Annotated in this window: 16 protein-coding genes; 7 read left to right on the top strand and 9 right to left on the bottom strand. The window is 65.9% G+C overall.

All coding sequences use genetic code 11. From position 1 onward, the window contains the following. Positions 1-85 precede the first annotated feature (85 nt). From MJ8_RS19790 to MJ8_RS19755, 8 genes are all read right to left on the bottom strand, one after another. The gene (locus MJ8_RS19790; protein WP_201410462.1) at positions 86-1,702 is read right to left on the bottom strand and encodes a DHA2 family efflux MFS transporter permease subunit; all 1,617 of its coding nucleotides are present in this window, start codon (positions 1,700-1,702) and stop codon (positions 86-88) included. Beyond that, entirely contained in the window at positions 1,699-2,901 is a 1,203-nt protein-coding gene (locus MJ8_RS19785; RefSeq protein WP_201410461.1) for an HlyD family secretion protein, read from the bottom strand. The genes MJ8_RS19790 and MJ8_RS19785 overlap by 4 nt, the downstream gene beginning before the upstream one ends. A gap of 94 nt (positions 2,902-2,995) precedes the next feature. Further along, on the bottom strand, positions 2,996-3,769 hold the full coding sequence (locus MJ8_RS19780; RefSeq protein ID WP_201410460.1) for an SDR family NAD(P)-dependent oxidoreductase: 774 nt from the start codon (positions 3,767-3,769) through the stop codon (positions 2,996-2,998). A gap of 3 nt (positions 3,770-3,772) precedes the next feature. Further along, positions 3,773-5,107, bottom strand: a complete 1,335-nt coding sequence (locus tag MJ8_RS19775; RefSeq protein ID WP_201410459.1) for a dihydroorotase — start codon at positions 5,105-5,107, stop codon at positions 3,773-3,775. Between the two features lie 3 nt (positions 5,108-5,110). Beyond that, the gene (locus MJ8_RS19770) at positions 5,111-6,043 is read right to left on the bottom strand and encodes a polysaccharide deacetylase family protein (protein WP_201410458.1); all 933 of its coding nucleotides are present in this window, start codon (positions 6,041-6,043) and stop codon (positions 5,111-5,113) included. Between the two features lie 28 nt (positions 6,044-6,071). Beyond that, the gene (locus MJ8_RS19765; RefSeq protein WP_201410457.1) at positions 6,072-7,094 is read right to left on the bottom strand and encodes an NAD-dependent epimerase/dehydratase family protein; all 1,023 of its coding nucleotides are present in this window, start codon (positions 7,092-7,094) and stop codon (positions 6,072-6,074) included. A gap of 30 nt (positions 7,095-7,124) precedes the next feature. Continuing rightward, positions 7,125-7,889 (bottom strand): SDR family NAD(P)-dependent oxidoreductase, encoded by a 765-nt coding sequence (locus tag MJ8_RS19760; protein ID WP_201410456.1) that lies wholly within the window; start codon positions 7,887-7,889, stop codon positions 7,125-7,127. Beyond that, positions 7,889-9,082 carry an MFS transporter gene (locus MJ8_RS19755; protein WP_225247966.1) on the bottom strand — a complete coding sequence of 398 codons (1,194 nt, stop codon included), beginning with the start codon at positions 9,080-9,082 and terminating at the stop codon, positions 7,889-7,891. Before MJ8_RS19755 ends, MJ8_RS19760 begins: the two co-directional genes overlap by 1 nt. 294 nt (positions 9,083-9,376) lie before the next feature. On the opposite strand from MJ8_RS19755, the gene MJ8_RS19750 reads away from it, so the two are divergent. The 7 genes from MJ8_RS19750 to MJ8_RS19720 are packed head-to-tail and all read left to right on the top strand — an operon-like array spanning position 9,377 to position 16,502. Further along, positions 9,377-9,727 carry a RidA family protein gene (locus MJ8_RS19750; protein WP_201410454.1) on the top strand — a complete coding sequence of 117 codons (351 nt, stop codon included), beginning with the start codon at positions 9,377-9,379 and terminating at the stop codon, positions 9,725-9,727. Positions 9,728-9,766: 39 nt separating this feature from the next. Continuing rightward, entirely contained in the window at positions 9,767-11,197 is a 1,431-nt protein-coding gene (gene hydA / locus MJ8_RS19745; protein WP_201410453.1) for a dihydropyrimidinase, read from the top strand. Beyond that, complete coding sequence (locus MJ8_RS19740) at positions 11,182-12,096, top strand: nitrilase-related carbon-nitrogen hydrolase (protein ID WP_201410452.1); 915 nt, start codon at positions 11,182-11,184, stop codon at positions 12,094-12,096. Before hydA ends, MJ8_RS19740 begins: the two co-directional genes overlap by 16 nt. A 7-nt stretch (positions 12,097-12,103) precedes the next feature. Beyond that, entirely contained in the window at positions 12,104-13,390 is a 1,287-nt protein-coding gene (locus MJ8_RS19735) for a Coenzyme F420 hydrogenase/dehydrogenase, beta subunit C-terminal domain (RefSeq protein ID WP_201410451.1), read from the top strand. Positions 13,391-13,408: 18 nt separating this feature from the next. Further along, positions 13,409-14,569, top strand: coding sequence for an NAD(P)/FAD-dependent oxidoreductase (locus tag MJ8_RS19730; protein WP_201410450.1), 1,161 nt, complete (start codon positions 13,409-13,411; stop codon positions 14,567-14,569). After that, positions 14,566-15,840: a Zn-dependent hydrolase gene (locus tag MJ8_RS19725; RefSeq protein ID WP_201410449.1), complete on the top strand. Its 1,275-nt coding sequence runs from the start codon at positions 14,566-14,568 to the stop codon at positions 15,838-15,840. Before MJ8_RS19730 ends, MJ8_RS19725 begins: the two co-directional genes overlap by 4 nt. Then, complete coding sequence (locus tag MJ8_RS19720) at positions 15,837-16,502, top strand: cysteine hydrolase family protein (protein WP_201410448.1); 666 nt, start codon at positions 15,837-15,839, stop codon at positions 16,500-16,502. Before MJ8_RS19725 ends, MJ8_RS19720 begins: the two co-directional genes overlap by 4 nt. On the opposite strand, the gene MJ8_RS19715 is transcribed toward MJ8_RS19720, so the two are convergent. Beyond that, the gene (locus MJ8_RS19715; protein ID WP_201410447.1) at positions 16,487-17,977 is read right to left on the bottom strand and encodes an N-acyl-D-amino-acid deacylase family protein; all 1,491 of its coding nucleotides are present in this window, start codon (positions 17,975-17,977) and stop codon (positions 16,487-16,489) included. The two genes, MJ8_RS19720 and MJ8_RS19715, sit on opposite strands and share 16 nt — an antisense overlap. Positions 17,978-17,980 lie beyond the last annotated feature (3 nt).

Genomic DNA, 17,980 nt, shown 5'->3' with positions numbered 1-17,980 from the left:
TGCCAGGCCAAAGCTTGCGCCGGACACTTTGTCGTTACCGGCAAATGGCTCTGGAGCTGGGTGCGCCGATTGGCTTGCCGTCCGGTCAGGCCGCAGGGCTGTCCTGCCGTTTGGCTCGCCCGGGCTTCGGCGACCTGAGCAGCAAGGCGAGCGGCACCAGCAGCGCCGTGGCTATCGCGCAGTAGAAGAAGACGTCGACATAGGCGAGCAGCGAAGCCTGGCGGCCGATCTCCTGCCCGATCCAGCCGACGGCCTGCTGCCTGGCTTCGACCAGCGGCGAACCCTCGGCGACGAAGTGGTCCGTCACCTGGCGAAGCGTCTGCTGATAGGTGTCGCTCGATTGCGCGGTGTGGCTGACCAGCACCGACTGGTGGAACTGGGCGTTCTGGGCAATCACCGTGTTGGACAGCGACACGCCGATGCTGCCGCCGATGTTGCGGGCGACATTGATGAGCGAGGACGCCTGATCGGTCTTCTGCGGCGGCAGACCGACATAGGCGGCGGTGGAGATCGGGATGAACAGGAACGGCAGGCCGATCATCATGTAGACGCGCGCGTAGGCGAAGAAGCTGAAGCTGGCGTCGGGCGTCAGCGAGGTCATGTGCCAGAGCGCAACCGCGACCACCGACATGCCCATCATGATGAGATAGCGTGGCTGGACGACGCCGGCGGCAAAGCCCGAGACCGGCATCAGCAGAAGCATGGCGATGCCGCCCGGCATCATCGACAGGCCGGAAAGGGTGGCGGTGTAGTCGAAAGTCGTCTGCTGCAGCTGCGGCAAAAGCTGCGTGGTGCTGAAGAGCGCGGCGCCCACCGCCATCATGACGAGGAACGACATGCCGAACTGCCGGCTGAACAGCAGGCGGATGTCGACGATCGGATCGCGCCTCGTCCACTCCCAGGGCACGAGCAGGAGGAACGACACGGCCGAGATCACGGCGAAAGTGGTGATGAAGGTCGAGGCGAACCAGTCGTTGCGTTGGCCTTCGTCGAGAAAGACTTCGAGGCAACCGAGCGCCATCGCCACCAGGATGAAGCCGATCCAGTCGACCTTCAGCCCCTTGCTCAACCGCTCGCGGCGCTCGCGTTCGAGAATGTCGGGCTCGATCACCAGCCATTGCACGAGCGCCAGCGACATGATGCCGAACGGCACGTTGATGAAGAAGATCCAGTGCCATGAAAAATTGTCGGTCAGCCAGCCGCCGATGGTTGGCCCGACCGTCGGCGCGACGATCACCGCAATGCCGTAGAGGGCAAAGGCCTGCGAACGCTTTTCGGGCGGAAAAGTATCGGCGAGGATCGACTGCTCGCTCGGCGCCATGCCGCCGCCGCCGAGCCCCTGCAGGATGCGGAAGGCAATCAGCGTCGGCAGGTTGGGCGCCAGCCCGCACAGCAGCGAGGCCAGCGTGAACGTCGCCACGCAGATCATGTAGTAGCGCTTGCGCCCGATGACGCTGGTCAGCCAGCCGCTGACCGGGATGATGACCGAGTTGGCGACGAGATAGGTGGTGATCACCCATGTGCTCTCGTCCATGCCGGCGGCCAGGCTTCCGGCGATGTTACGCAGCGCGACATTGGCGATCGAGGTGTCTAGCACCAGCATGAAGGTCGCGATCGAGACGACGATCGCGATCAGCCAAGGGTTGCGCCCGCCGGCGGCGGACCGGCTTTCGTTGCCCCGGGCTACTGCGGCATCGCTCATCGTACCTTGACCGTCGGAACCACCGACATGCCGGGACCGAGATAGACGCCGGGCGGCTGGTCGAACACGATCTTCACCGGCACGCGCTGCACCACCTTGACGAAATTGCCCGTGGCGTTTTCGGCAGGCAGCAGGCTGAACGCCGTGCCGCTGCCCGCCTGGACGCTGTCGACATGGCCATGGAAAGTCCTTTCCGGATAGGCGTCGATGGCGATGTCGACGGGCTGGCCCGGCCGCATCAGGTCGAGCTGTGTCTCCTTGAAGTTGGCTTTCACCCAGACGTTGTCGGGCACGAACATCATCAGCACCTGGCCGGGCTGCGCATAGGTGCCTTTTGCCGCCGTGATGTTGGTGGCATGGCCGGCGACCGGCGCCGTGATGGTCGTGCGCGTGAGGGTGATCCTGGCCTGGTTCTCGGCGGCCTCAGCCTGGCGAAGCTTGGCTTCCGCACTCTTGCCTTGAGCCTGCAGAACCGCCACCTGAGTTTTCGCGGCCTCGACGTTGGCGTTGGCCGTGTCCAGCGCCGCCTGATCCTGGCGCAGGGTCGAAGCGGCCTGCTGCGCCTGCTGTTGGGTCGCGGTGCCCTTGGCCAGGAGCTCACGATTGCGCTGGTCCTCGGATCTGGCGAATTCGAGCGCCGCCTGCGCCTGCGCCACCTGCTTTTCGGCGGCGTCGATCTTGGCGTTCTGCGCCTGGATCTGGGCCTGGACGTTCGCGATCTCGGCCTGCGCCGCCACCACGCCGGCCTGCGCCTGTTTGAGCGAGGCCTGATAATCGCTGTCGTCGATGCGCATAAGCACGGCGCCGGCCTCGACCGGTTGGTTGTCGGTGACGGCGACATCGGTGATGCGTCCGGCAATTTCCGCGCCGACCGTCACTGTGCGTGCGTCTATGAAGGCGTCATCGGTCCATTCATACTGCCGCGCGTTGATCCACCAGATGACCACCGCCGCGATGACAAGCAGGATGAGGATGGCGACGACCGCCGCGATATAGGGATGGCGCCTGATGAGGCCGGGTTTGTTGCCGTCCGACGCACTGCCATTCGGCGGCGTGTCTTGCGCTCGCTCGTCGTCGCGCCTGTTGTCCGCCCGCTTTTCGTCGCCCGGCGGCCGTTGCTGCTGGTCGGACCTGGGCTGAGCCCGCGCTTCCTCGGCGGGAGCGGTTTTGCGCTCTTTTCTGTCGGTTTTTGCGTCCAAGGCAACGGGTCCCAGATATCGTTGGCCCCCTCGCAGCAGGGTCAACGAGCGGTTTCCGCAAAGGTTCCTGCCCTCGGATGCAGGGCCTGGGCTGTCAGCCCGCCATCCAGCCGCCGTCCACCATAAGGTTGATGCCGGTGACGTAGCTTGCCATGTCGCTGGCGAGAAACAGCGCCGCGCCAGCGACGTCGTTCGGGTGCCCGAGCCGCGGCCAGGGCGTGCGGCGGCGCGAATAGTCGAGGGCGTCAGGGTCGTTGGCGACGCCCGGTTTGCCGGTGATGATCTTGCCCGGCGCGATGGCATTGCAGACGATCAGGTCGTCGGCATGGTCTACCGCGATCTGGCGCGTCATCTGCACGATGGCGCCTTTGCTGACGGAGTAGGGAAAATCGCCGGGGCATGCGACCATGCCGTGCTGCGAGGAGATGTTGATGATGCGGCCGCGCACCTCGTTGACCGGCGCCTGGGTGAGCATCTGCGTGACGGCGCGTTTGTTGCAGTAGAAGAAGCCGGTCAAATTGACACCAATGACGCGGTTCCATTGTTCCGGCGTCGTCTCGATCAGGTTGGTGCTGGTGTAGATCGCGGCATTGTTCACCATCACGTCCAGCCGACCGAAGCGATCGATGGTTGCGCCGACAAACGCGTCCACGGCGTTCCAATCCGAGATGTCGGCTGACATATAAACGGCATTGCCGCCGGCGGAGCGGATCAACTCGACTGTATTCCGGCCACCTTCGATCGGTTGCTCGACCGTGTCGGCAATGACGACGTCGGCGCCTTCGGCGGCGAATTTCAGCGCGATCGCGCGGCCGATGCCGGAGCTCGCTCCGGTGACGATGGCGGTCTTGTTGGCGAGCAGGGCCATGGTTCAGCTCTCCCGGGTGACGATCTTGCCTTGCGCCGCGCTGACCAATTGCCCGTCGCGCACGATCTCGATGCCGCGCAGAAAGACGTTGGTCAGCACCGCCTTCACGGTCCAGCCGTCGAAAGGCGTGTAGCCGGCCAGCGACACCTGATCCGCATTGGCGATGGTGCTGGATCGGCGGGGATCGATGATCAGCAGATCGGCATCGTATCCGGCGGCGATGCATCCCTTGCGCCGGCCTAGGCCGAAGCGTTCGGCCGGGTTGCGGGAGCACATGCGCACCAGGTCTGGCAAGACGACGACCCTATCGTCGACCAGCCTCAGCATGGTGGGAAGCAGCGTCTGCAATCCGGGCATGCCGCCCGGGATGTCGGCGAAGGCAGCATAAGCCGCCGCCTTTTCGGCCGGCGCGTGCGGGGCGTGATCGGTGGCGACGATGTCGATCAACCCGGCGCTGAGCGCGGCGCGAAGCGCGTCGACGTCGTGTGCGAAGCGCAAGGGCGGCGAGGCCTTCAGGTTGGGTCCTTGCGCTTCGTAGTCCTGAGCCGTGAAGAACAGGTTCTGCGGCGTGGTCTCGATGCTGGCGTCGGCAATGCCGCGCAGCCGGCTCCAGGTCTCGACGCCGAGTTCGGAATTGATCTGCCTGACGTGGATCCTCGCTTCGGCAGAAGCCGCGGCGACCAGCGCGCGGGCGATGCCATTGGCTTCCGCCAGCGGCGGCCGGCTGTCCAGGAAGGCGTCGGTCGTGCCGGAGCGATCGCGCTCGGAGCTGCCGGTCAGGATCGATTGATCGCCGGGCGAGATGCCGATGAGCGTATCGGCGCCGGCGAATGCTTTCAGCGCCTCGGCGACGCTGTCGAGCGTGGCAAATAGGAAGGCGTCCGGCACGTCGGCGGTGAACAATTCGAACGACACCGGCGCGCGCTCGAGCAGGCGAGAGACGGCCGACAGGTCGCGGCTGAGCACGGCCTGCAGGCCGACATCGACATGGATGCGGCCTTCGGCCATCGCCATCTTGTCGGCGAGTTGCTCGGCCGTCGCGGTCCAAGGCTCGTCGGTCGGCATGTCGAGCACCGTGGTCACGCCGCCCAGTGCGGCCGCATGGGTGCCGGAGGAAAAATCCTCCTTGTGGGTCAGGCCGGGGTCGCGCAGATGCGCGTGCGCGTCGACAAGGCCGGGCAGGATGAAGCTGCCAGAGGCGTCGACGACCGTGCCGGCTTCAGCGGCTTCGCCGGGTGCGATGATTGCTTCGACCTTGCCCGCGGCAATGCCGATGTCGCCGCGGCTGACGCCCTCGGCATTCACCACCGTTCCGCCGCGGATCAGCGTGTCGAACATCGCTCAGCCGCGCTGTTCGAAGCGGGCATGGTTCGCGTGCCAGAAGCGGGCAATGTCCTCGCGGCGCATGAAGGCGGCGCCCTCGCTTTGCCGGACATGCTCGATCACTTCGCGCAGGCCGGATGCCCGGTTGGGCTGGCCCGTCCAGCGGGCGTGGATGCCGATGGTGAGCATGCGGCCGCCGGTCTCGTCCGCCTCGTCGAGCATATAGTCGATGGCCGAGCGGCAGTCCTCGGCGAAGTCGCGCGGATTGCCGTAGCCGGGCGCGACGAGATAGCGGCTGTCGTTGAGCGTCTTGGAGTAGGGGACGACCAGGATCTCGGTACCTCGGTGATCGAGGAAATAGGGCAGGTCGTCGTTGCAGGGATCGGAGTGGTAGAGGAAGCCGCCTTCCTCGACCAGGAGATCACGCGTGTTGACGCTGGGCAGCGAGCGGCAATTCCAGCCGAGCGGCCGTTTGCCGAGCAGCTTCTCGTAAAGCGCGATCGCTTCGTGCAGATGGCGCTCTTCTTCAGCTCGCTCCATCGTCGTGTAGTCGATCCAGCGCAGGCCGTGGCCCATCAGGTCGTGCCGTCGCGCCTTCATCCACTCGACCAAAGGCGGGTTGCGTTCGAGCGCCACGGCGCAGGCGGAAAAGGTGACCGGAATGTCGTAGCGGTCGAACAACCTGGCCAGGCGCCAGACGCCGGCGCGGCTGCCATATTCATAATGCGTCTCGGTGCCGAGATCGCGCACCGGCATGCTGCCGGTCAGATTGTATTCGCCCCAATTGTCGTTGCGGCCATCTTCCAGCCAGTTGTACTCCGACCCTTCCTCGTAGTTGAGCACGAGGTTGATGGCGAGCTTGACGCCGCCCGGCCAGGCGACGAAGGGCGGATTCGGGCCGTAGCCGACAAAGTCGCGCGGCTGCGACAATTGCTGCGGATCGATCGGCATCTCTCGTCCTCCTTCGGCTCGGCTTGGGTCAGCTTTCGTTGGCGGCAATCCAGTCCATGTAGGCGTGGAAGGCTTCCTTGCCCGGGCGCGGCCGCCATGCGGTGTCGCGCATGATGCGGGCGATGTCATAGGCGCCCCACATGCCGCCTTTCAGCGCCACATCCTGAACGATATTGGCATCTTCGCCCGGCGTCACCTCGGCCTTCAGTCCCGGCACGCGTTCGGCTGCCCAGCCGATGATGTCGCCGATGGTCTGGCTGGAACCGGAGCCGATGTTGTAGTGGCGGTAATTGAGGTGCCGAGCATCGATCAGCGCGAGGATCGCGGCGGCGACGTCGGTCGAGGCGACATAGTCGCCCACCGGTTCCAGGCTGTTCGGCCGGATCGTCTCACCGGCCAACGCCATATGCGCGACGCGGTTGGGAACATGGCGAAAATTGCGGCTCTCGGTGGCGCGGTCCATGGGACCGTAGACCGAGGCAAGCCGAACCGAGACCGCCGAAAGGCCGAACAGGTCGGCATAGCGGTTGGTGACCATCTCGGAAGCGAATTTCGAGATGCCGTAGAGCGTCAGCGGCGCGACATAGCCGTCTTCGGGCAGCGGTTCACCGCTCCAGTCTGGGCCGTTATGGCGGTAGACGGAGCCGGAGCTGACATAGATGAAGCGCTTGATACCCGGTCTTGTGCGCGCCCAGTCCAGCATCCGCACGGTGCCCATCAGATTGACGTCGACGATGCGGGACGGGTCCTCGGCCTCCGGCTGGCGCTTTGCCTCCGATGCGCTGCCGCGCGAGATCGGCGTGATCGTCGCGCCATGGACGATCGCCGTGATGCCTTGCTCGTCGAGCACGTCGGACCAGGCCTTCGGGTCGAGGATGTCGGCGGATATCACCGTGAGCCGGTCGCGCACCGGAGCGAAATGCTTTTCGGCGGCCGCGTCCAGGCCGGAGCGGTCGAGGATGACGGCGCGGGCCAGAGGGTCGCGATCGAGCCATGCGCGGGCGACCACGCTCATGACAAAGCCGGTGCCGCCGGTGACGAGGAGAGTCATAGGAGCTCCTTCGGAAGTGAGGTTTCGGGCTCAACGCGTCGCATAGCCGCCGTCCACGAGCATGTCGGATCCGGTGACGAAGGAAGCGTCGGAGGAAAGCAGGAAAGCCGCTGCCGCGGCGATCTCGTCGGGCTCGGCGATGCGGCCGAGCAGGTGCGCAGGCCCGAGGCCTGCATTGGCCGCCTCATAATCGGCGAACCGGCGCAACAGGCGTGTCGTCGCCACCGCGCCGGGCGACAGGCTGTTGACGCGGATCTTGTCGGGCGCGTGGTCGACGGCCATCGCTTTGGCAAGGTGGATCAGGCCGGCCTTGGCGGCGCAGTAGGCGACGGCGCGGGAGGTGGCGACGCGGCCGAATTGCGAGCCGATGAAGACGACCGAACCGCCGCCGCTCGCCGCAATCAGCGGCACGGCGAATTTGCTCATCAGGAAGGCACCGGTCAGGCCGACATCGATCTCGTGTCGCCAGGCGCTTTCGTCGAGATCGACAACGGTGGCGCTGGTCGAGGGCGCCGCGGCATTGTGCACGAGCCCGTGGAGGCGGCCGAATTTTTGCTCCGCGAATTCAACCGCCGATCTGGCGAAGTCGATCTTCGTCACGTCGCACTGGCAAGCAGCGGCGGAAGGTCCGAGCGCTTCGGCAAGCTTCGTCACCGGCTCCAGATCGTAGTCGGCGCAGACAACCTTTGCGCCTTCGGCGACGCAGCGGCGAGCGATCGCGGCGCCAATGCCGCTCGCCGCTCCGGCGATCAGGATGACGCTGTCTTGCAGGCGGTTCTTGGCTTGATCGGTCATCAGACCCGCTCCTCGATCGCCTGCAGGGTCGCCACGGTGACTGGACGGCGCAACAGATTGTAGCAGGCAGCGAGTGTCACCAGCACGGCGCCGCCGCCCAGAAGCAGGAACATGGCCGGCGCGCCCATATGCTCCATCAGGCCGGCCGAAATCCCGGGCGTTGCGACATTGCCTATCGAATAGAGCAGGAGCAGCGTGCCGGAAGCGCCGACCATGTGCCGGCTGTGCAATTGCGAGGCGCCGAAGGCCATGGCCACGGGATAGACGGTGAGCGCCGTGCAACCATAGATGAAGAACAGAACAAAGAGCAGCGGCACCGAAGAATTGCCGACCCAGGCGATCGCGGCGCAGAGCGCGACCGACAGGATGCCCTGGACAAGCAGGATGATGCGCCGTTCGAACCGGTCCGACAGCCAGCCGACAGGCGTCTGCGCCAACATGCCGGCGATGCTGATGGTCGTGACCAGTCCGACCGTCGTCGCCGCCGGCAGACCGATCTGGGTGCCGTAGATAGGCGTCAGCACGAAGATGTTCATGTTGGTGATGCCGCCCTGGAAGATCGCCACGACCGTCACCGGCGCCAGTCGGAACAGCGCCAGCGGGCCGAGGCGCCTGACCGGTCTCGCGGCGGCGGCATGTTCTGCCTCGCCAGGCGTTGCCGGCAGCGCCGGCCAGCGCCCGCCGACGAATTTGGAGATCAGCGCCAGCAGCACCGTCGCGGCGGCGACGGGGAACAGATGCGGCGATTGCGGGCCGACCATGCCGACCAGAACTTGTCCCAACAGAACGGCGATCGCCGTCGTCAACATGTAGATGGAAAACAGCGCGCCGCGGTTATGCTGCTCGGCATAGAGGTTGATCCAGCTTTCGCAGACGACGAACAGCGACGCCATCGCCAGGCCGCCGAGCAGACGGAAGCAGATCCAGCTCGGCAGGAAATCGGTGAAGACGAAGCCGCAAGCCGCCAGCAGCGCCAACACCAGGATCACCACGAAAGTGCGCTCATGGCCGTATTGGGCGACCGCCGGGCGCGTGACCAGGCATCCGACGAGGAAGCCCACGGGATATGCGGTCAGCACGATCTGCACGACCTGCGGAGAAATACCCGGCTTGCCGAGATGCAGCGATACCGCTGTGGTCAGCATGGCGCTGCCGATGCAGGCCAGGCAGACGCCGACCATGATCGGCAGCATGGCACGGGAGCGCTCCGCATTGTGCCAAAGCCTCATCGCGGATTGAGCGATCGACCTCATGAATGCGGCTGCGGCGGCTCCCTGGCGGCACCGTTGACCGACGGCAGCCCTATGAGAAGCTACACTTTGTGGCGATCGCCACAAACGAAGATTGACGCGGCTATGGCTTCAATTTTTTTGGCCATGCCGGCAAAGGAAAGCGGCGTCGCGGCGTGGCGCGGGCTTTACAGTCGTTTTGCACCCTCCTTACCATAGGCAAAAACCAGATCTGGAAACCAGCAGAAGGGGAACAGCATGACGATCGAACGCCTCGAAAACGGCCAGCGCTTCTGCCGGGTGCTCCGCTATAATGGCATCGTCTATGTGGCCGGGCTGACCGCTGACGATCTTTCCGGCGACACCACCAGCCAGACCAAGCAGATCCTGGCCAAGATCGACGCGCTTCTCGCCAAGGCCGGCAGCGACAAGTCGAAGCTGCTCAGCGCACAGATTTGGCTCCGTGACATCGCCGACTTCGAGATGATGAATGCCGCCTGGGACGCCTGGATCGACAGGAGCGCCATGCCGGTGCGCGCGACGGTGGAAGCGCGGCTTGCCGGCGACCAATATCGCGTCGAGATCATGGTGACGGCGGCTGTCGCCTGAGCCGGCCGGCACGGCCGATTTGAACAGAAGAGCTGGCCAATGCATGAGCTGGTGATCAAAGGCGGGCGCGTGGCGCTCGACGACGGCTGGGCCGAGTACGATATCGGCATCGGCGGTGGCCGGATCGCCGCCATCGGCAAAGGCCTGACCGGGGGGAAATCGATCGACGCCGGCGGCCGTTGGGTGATGCCCGGCGGCATCGACGCGCATTGCCATCTCGACCAGCCGGTCTGGGGCGGGGCGGGCAATGCCGACGATTTCCAGTCTGGCACGGTCTCAGCAGCGTTTGGCGGCACGACCTGCATCGTCCCGTTCGGCATGCCTGGACAGGACATGACGACGGTCGGCGCCATCGACCGCGCACTGGAGCGTGCGGCGGGGCGCTCCGTGATCGACTATGGGCTGCATGCCGTGGTGACCATGGGCACCGGCGCCGATGTCGAGGCCCAACTCGACGCGCTTGCCGGGCGCGGTATCGCCTCCGTCAAGCTGTTCATGACCTATCAGGGTTTTGCCGTCGACGACGACCTCTTCTTCAGGGTTCTCGATGCGGCGCGGCGGCTGGGCTGGATCGTCATGGTGCATGCCGAGAACGACGCGGCGATCCGGCGCACGCGCCAGCGTCTCATCGATCTCGGCCGCACCGATATCCGCTATCATGTCGTCGCCCACAGCGAGACGATGGAGCGCGAGGCGACGCATCGTGCGCTTGCCTTCGCCGAGATGACCGGCGCGCGCATGACGATCGTACATGTCTCGTCGTGGCAATCGGCGGAGGAGGTGGCGCGGGCGAAGGTGCGTGGCGTCGACGCGATCGCCGAGACCTGTCCGCAATATCTGTTTCTGGGAGCTGCCGATCTCGATCGCCCGGCGATCGACGCGGCACGCTTCGTGTTCTCGCCGCCGCCGCGCTCGCCACGCAGCCATGAGCATCTGTGGCAAGAGCTGATCGATGGGGGCATCGACCTCTGGTCGTCGGACCATTCGCCATATTACTTCGCCGACAAGATCGGCCGCTCCGAGACGCCCGGCTTCACCACGACGCTGAGCGGCATCCCCGGCATCGAGACCCGCCTGCCGCTGCTGTTTTCGGAAGGACTGCTGACCGGCCGGCTGACGCTTGAACGCTATCTCGACCTCACCTCACGCAATGCGGCCTCGATCTACGGCTTCGCCGACCGCAAGGGCCGCATCGCGATTGGGCTCGATGCCGACCTGGCGCTGTGGGATCCCGCGGCCCGCTGGACGCTCGGGCACAAGGCGCTGCATTCGCGCGTCGATTTCACGCCCTATGAGGGCAGGGTTGTCACTGGCCGACCGACCACCGTCCTGGTGCGCGGCGTGCCGGTGGTTGCCGATGGTGAATTGCAGACGCAGCCGGGCTTTGGCCGCTTCGTGGCTCGCAACGCCGCAGATCCAGAGCTTTCGGGAAAACCAGTCGAGGATTGGACGCCATGGCTCGATGCCTGACCATCGCCGTTTGCCAGACCAGACCGATCCAGCGCAGCGCCACGCGCGCCGAGACGGTCGGGCGCTTGGTGCATCTGCTTGAGACGGCAGCGACCGCAGGCGCCGAGATCGCGGTGTTTCCGGAGATGGCGCTCACCACGTTCTTCCCGCGCTGGCGCATCGACGACCAGGCCGAGATCGATGCATTTTTCGAAGCCTCGATGCCGGGGCCGGAGACGCGGCGGCTCTATGATGCGGCCGCTCGGCTGAAGGTTGGTTTCGCGCTGGGCTATTGCGAGCTTGCGCAGGAAGACGGCCGCACGCGTCATTTCAACACCATGGATCTGGTCGGGCCGGACGGCGCCTTCATCGGCCGTTATCGCAAGATGCATGTGCCGGGGTCGAGCGAGCCGGAAGCGGGCACGACCACCCATCTCGAACGGCGTTACTTCGAACCCGGCAATCTCGGCTTTCCTGTCTATGAATATCGCGGCGTGCGCGTCGGCCTCGCCATTTGCAACGACCGCCGCTGGCCGGAAACCTATCGCATGCTGTGCCTCAACGGCGCCGAGGTGGCGCTGCTCGGCTACAACACGCCGCTCTTGCTCGACGAGGCGCCGGCGCTGGCGCATCTGCGAATGTTCCATAACCATCTGCCGATGCAGGCCGGCGCCTATCAGAACACGCTCTGGATCGGCGCCGCAGCCAAGGCCGGTCTCGAAGACGGTCAGGCGCTGATCGGCGGCTCCTGCATCATTGCGCCGACCGGGGAGATCGCCGCACAGGCGATGTCGCTCGACGACGAGATCATCGTGCATCGCGCCGATCTCGACCTGATCGAAACGTGTCGCAAAGTGAATTTCAATTTCGCGCTCTACCGACGCCCCGACCAGTACCGGCGCATCTCGGAACCGGTCTGAGATCGCGATGGGCCTGATCGAAACCAGCCAAAGCCAAGGCACGCCGCCGCGCTCGATCGATCCGCTGACGCTCGGCGAGATCGTCGAGAGCGGTCTTTGCATCGGCTGCGGCCTCTGCCGGTCGATGGCCAGGCCTGGCGACGTCGAGATGGTGATGACACCGGAAGGACGCGAGCGGCCGGTGGCGTTGCGGGCATTGGACAAGCCGATATTGGCCAGGATCAACGCCGTCTGCCCCGGAACGCGCATCGCCGGTCCGCCACAGATCGATGAGGCTGCGGTGAGGGATGCCGTCTGGGGACCGGTCGAAAGGCTGGTGCTCGGTTCCGCCGCAGATCCCACGGTGCGCTTCATCGGCTCCGGCGGCGGCACGCTGACGGCGCTCGGACAGTTCCTGCTCAATTCGGGACGCGTAAACTTCGTGTTGCATGTTGCGGCGTCGCGCTCGATGCCGATGCGCACGGAACGCAAGCTGAGCTTCGACGCCGCTTCGGTGCTCGAAGGCGCTGGCTCGCGCTATGGGCCGGCGGCGACGCTGGTGGATTTCAACGACATCCTCGATCGCGGCGAGCCATTCGCGCTGATCGCCAAGCCCTGCGACATCACCGCGGTACGCAATCTGGCGCGGCTCGATCCCCGCGTCGACGAGCACATGCGCTATGCGCTCGCCTTCGTCTGCGGCGGTGCCTCGGACCTGACCAAATCGGAACAGGTGCTGGAGCGTTTTGGCCTTCGCGAGGACGAGTTGTCTCTCTTCCGCTACCGAGGGCACGGCAACCCCGGCCCCAACCGCATCGAAACCAAGGACGGCCGCGCCTTCGAGATCAGCTACAGGCAGTTGTGGGAAGACGAGGACAGATGGATGATCCAGCCGCGCTGCAAGATCTGCCCCGACGCGATCGGCCAGGTGGCGGATATCGCGGTATCGGATTCCTGGCTGAACGGCGGCCCGGCTGTCGAAGATGAGCCGCTCAACGGCATCATCGTACGCACGAAGCGCGGGCGGGAGCTGTTCGACGCGGCCGTCGGGGCTGGCGTGCTGCAGATCAAGCGGGAGACTAACATCGCGGAGATCAGCGAATTGCAGTCGCATCAGGTGCGCAAGCGGCGCGCCGTCTGGGCGCGGCTGACAGGCATGGCCATCGCCGGCAAGCCGGTGCCTTTTGTCAGCGACCTCGCTTTGCGGGATTGCGCCGTGCAGAATTCGCTGGCCGAGAATCTGGCCGAAGGCCGAGGCGCGCGCGACCGCGCCAGAAGTGGCCGTCTGGGCGAGCCGCCCGCGATGCCGCGCTGAGCAGTTTTTGGGGGATCCATGAGCGAGCAGACCGAAATCATCGTCATCGGCGGCGGCGTGGCCGGCGCAGGTGCGGCCTTCGAGATTTCGCGCGACAAAAAGGTCGTGCTGCTCGAGCGCGAGAGCCATTGCGGTTACCACACCACGGGACGCTCGGCGGCGAGCTTCACTGAGAACTATGGCAACGGCGTCATCCGTCGTATCGTGCTCGCCAGCCGCGCCTTCCTGACTGAGCCGCCGACGGGTTTTTGCGATTATCCACTGCTCAGCAAGCGCGGCATGATCACCGTGGCGCGCACCGACCAGCTCGACCTTTTGCGCGAGGATCTGGCGGCCGCGCAGGCGCTGGTGCCCTCGATCGTTGCGATGACGCCGGAGGAAGCGATCGCCCGCGTGCCGGTGCTGCGCCGGGATTATCTTGCCGGCGCTTACATCGAACCGCATTCGATGGATATCGACGTCAACGGGTTGCACCAGGGCTTCTTGCGCGGCGCGCGGGCGCGCGGCGCGCGCATCGTCACTAAGGCGGGCGTGAGAGGCATCGGGCGGCAGGGCGGCCAGTGGCGGGTCGAGACGGAAGCGGGGCCATTCCTTGCGCCGCTGATCGTCAATGCGGCCGGCGCCTGGGGCGACGAGATCGCCGCGATGGCGGGCGTGCGTCCGGTCGGACTGCAGCCGAAGCGCCGCACTGCCTTCAACATTCCCGCACCTGAAGGTGTCGACATCACCGACTGGCCGCTGGTCAACGATGTCGGCGCGGAATTCTATTTCAAGCCGGATGCCGGGCAGTTGTTCGTCTCGCCGGCCGATGCCACGCCGTCGGAGCCGATGGACGCCTATGCGGAGGATATCGATGTCGCGATCGGCGCCGAGCGTCTGGAACGGGCGACGACGATCGAGGTGCGGCGCGTGTCGCGTTCCTGGGCGGGCTTGAGGACGTTCGTCGCCGACGGCTCGCCGGTGGTCGGGCCCGATGACGAGTTTCCGGATTTCGTCTGGCTGGTCGGGCAGGGCGGCTACGGCATCAAGACCTCGCCGGCGTTGTCGCGGGTTTGCGCCAGCCTGATCGCCGCCGGGGGCCTGCCGGACGATGTCGCGAGGCAAGGCGTGTCGTTGGACGATCTGACGCCGCACCGGCTGCGCGGTGCCGAGAGCGATGCACGACAGGTCGCTTCATGAGCGCACTGACGGACGGTGGCAGGCTGGCGGAACGCATCCTGAACAAGCTCGCTGAAGCTACGACGGACGCGCCTGGCATCACGCGCGCCGCCTACGGGCCGGGCGAGCGCTTCGCCCATGATCTCGTGCGCAACGAGGGGGAAAAACTCGGCGCCGCCGTGCGCGCCGATGCTGCCGGCAATCTCTACCTGACGCTCAAAGGCAGTCGTCCGGAATTGCCTGCAATCGTCGTCGGCTCGCATCTCGACAGCGTGGCGCATGGCGGCAATTTCGACGGCGCCGCCGGCATCGTGGCGGGCTTGGCGGTGATGGCCGAACTGGCCGCGCAAGGCATCCGGTTGCCGCGCGACCTCATCGTGCTGGCGACTCGCGCCGAGGAAGCGGTCTGGTTTCCGCTGTCCTATCCGGGCAGCCAGGCGGCGCTCGGCCTACTCGATCCCCAGGCGCTCGAAGCGAAGCGCTCGGACAGCGGCCGCACGCTGGCCGAACACATGCGCGAGGAAGGCTTTGACCCCGATGCCGTGCGGCGCGGCATGCCCGGCATCGATGCCCGCCGGATTGCAGCCTTCGTCGAGGTGCATATCGAGCAGGGACCGCGTCTGGTCGCCGCCGGCGCGCCGGTCGGTATCGTCACCGGGATCGCTGGCGGCTTCCGCTATATCGATGCCAGATGCCTTGGCGCCTACGCCCATTCCGGCGCCGAGCCGCGCTTTGCCCGGCATGATGCCGTGCTTGGCTTCGCCGATCTGATCGCGGGGCTCGAGGCGGAATGGGACGCGCTCGAACGCGAAGGCCATGAAGCGACGATCACCTTCGGCCGCGTGCAGTCCGATCCCACGCAGCACGGCGGCAGCCGGGTTCTCGGCGAGCTCGGCTTTACGCTCGACGTGCGCAGCGCCGAAGCGGCCGTCTTGGAGCGGATTGAAACGCGGCTTCATGGCATCCTTGCCGAAGTCGGTACCAAACGCGGCGTCACCTTCGAGCTTGGGCCGCGCTTCACTTGGAAACCGGCGACCATGTCGCCGGCGCTGATCGCGAAGCTCGATCGCGCCGCGACCGAATTGCGGATGCGCCCGCCGCATGTGCCGAGTGGAGCCGGGCACGATGCGGCCACGTTCGCCGGCGCCGGCATTCCGACCGCGATGCTCTTCGTGCGCAACGAGAACGGCAGCCACAACCCGCATGAAGCGATGGAGATCGCCGATCTCGATCAGGCGATCCGGCTGCTCTTGCGTTTCATCACGCGCTTCGACGACCCGGATCAGCCATGAACCTCGCCAAGACCGCCTTGCTCGTCATCGACCTGCAGAACGAATACCGCCCCGGCGCGGCATGGCCGGTCATCGGCTATGACGCGGTGCTCGCCAACGCCGCCGCGCTTATCGAAGCCGCCCGCAAGGCGGGCGTACCCGTCATCCACGCGCAGGCCTGGGTAAAGCCGGAAGAACGCGACGGCTATGCGCGTCAGGAAGAAATACTGACCGAGGAATTCCGCTCCGCCGTCGCCGGCAGCGAGGGCGCCGCGATCTGCGCCGAAGTGGCGGCGCTGCCAGGCGACATCGTCATCCACAAGCATTGGCCGAGCGCCTTTCGGCGGACCGATCTTTCGCAAAAGCTCGCCGCGCTCGGCACGGAGAACCTGATCGTCGCCGGCGTGCTGACCGACAGCTGCGTGACCGAAAGCGTGTTCGACGCGGTTTATCAGGGTTTTCGCGTCTGGCTGGTCAAGGAAGCCTGCGGCAGCATGACGGAAGCGATGCATCGCACCGGCATGCTCGACATGGCGAATCGGCTCTATGGCGGCGGCATATTGCGTCTGCCGCAGGCACTGAAAGCGCTCTCCGGCCAGACTTTCGATGGTTGGCGCTGCACGCGGCCGGTTGAGTTCGCCTACACGCTGGAGACGGTCGACCGGATTTACGAGGTGCTGTGATCCGCGCCGCAGTTGCAAGCGCCCCTGACGCTCGGCTTCGAGGCCAGAGGCTTGAGGACCGCGCCCGGCAGCGCTCCGGTGGCTCTGCCTTTTCGCCACACCGATACGCCATTCACAAAGACATGCTCAATACCGGCGGCGGGCCGGCGCGGCTCCTCAAAGGTCGCGGTGTCGATGATCGTCTCGGGATCGAAGATGACGAGATCGGCGAAGTTGCCTTCGGCCAGAAGCCCGCGTTGCGCGATGCCAAACTCCCGCGCGGGCAGGCCGGTCATTCGGAACACCGCTTCTTCCAGGCTGAACAGGCCGACATCGCGGGCATAGTGCCCAAGCACGCGCGGAAAGGTGCCCCACAGACGCGGATGCGGATGGATGTCGTGCGGCAGGCCGTCCGAGCCGATCATGGTGCGCGGATGGGCGATGATGTTGCGCACGTCGTCCTCATCGAGCTGGAAGTAGACCGCGCCGGCCGGCAGCAGGCGCTCGCCAGCTTCGCGCTCGGTGCAGTTCCATTCGCGGGCAATGTCGGCGATCTCGCGCCTTGCCATCTCCGGATGCGGATCGGACCAGGTGATCAGGATCTTCAGCCCGGTGTCGCAGCGTTCCAGCCGAAGCACCGTCGAGCTCGCGGCGTAGGGATAGACATCCATGCCGATGTCCATCGTCTCGCGCGCGCGGTCGATCCGTTCCAGCGAGGGCCGGCTCTTGCCGAAATTGGCGCGGCCGGTGCACTGGTGGTGCGAGATGAACAGCTTTCCGCCGGCGTGCTCGGCAATGTCGATCGCTTCCTCGATCGCCTCGTCCATCGTCTCGAAATAGTTGCGCGTGTGCGTGACATAAGGACCGCCGAGACCTGCCGCAGTCGCTGCCAGCGCCTTGATCTCCTCGGTCGAGGAGTTGACTGCCGGCGGGTAGTCGAGCCCGGTGCTGAGGCCGAACGCGCCTTCGGTCATTGCCTCGGCGACTGCTTGCTGCATTGCCGCCGTTTCGGCTTCGTTGGCCGGACGGTCGGTTACCGGCATGCAGCGCTGGCGTAGCGTAGTGTGACCGACAAGCAGGGCAGCGTTGGTGGCGATGCCGCGGCGCTTCAGCTCGGCGACATAATCGGCGAAGCGGTCGAAGCGGAAATTCTCGCGGCCGCCGACCAGCGTGAACGGCGGCGGCGGCGTCCTGTCGAGCAGCAGCGGCGCCAGGCTGACGCCGCAATTGCCGGCGATCACCGTCGTCACGCCCTGGCTGATCTTCGGGTCCATGCCGCGCGGCGCCAGCAGCGCACCGTCATCATGGGTGTGCACGTCGATGAAGCCGGGCGCAACCACCTTGCCCAGAGCATCGATTTCCTCGATGCCGTGCCCTTCGTCCAGCCGGCCGATCGCCGCGATCCGGTCGCCGGTGACAGCGATGTCGGCTTCGAAGGGTTTCGAGCCGTCGCCCGCGATCAGCGTCGCGCGACGGATGACCAGATCATAGGGCATCGG

The sequence above is a fragment of the Mesorhizobium sp. J8 genome (genome assembly GCF_016591715.1).
GTDB lineage: Bacteria > Pseudomonadota > Alphaproteobacteria > Rhizobiales > Rhizobiaceae > Mesorhizobium.
The sequence above is the reverse complement of the archived record's forward strand: the minus strand, read 5'-3'. Positions and strand labels throughout refer to the sequence as shown.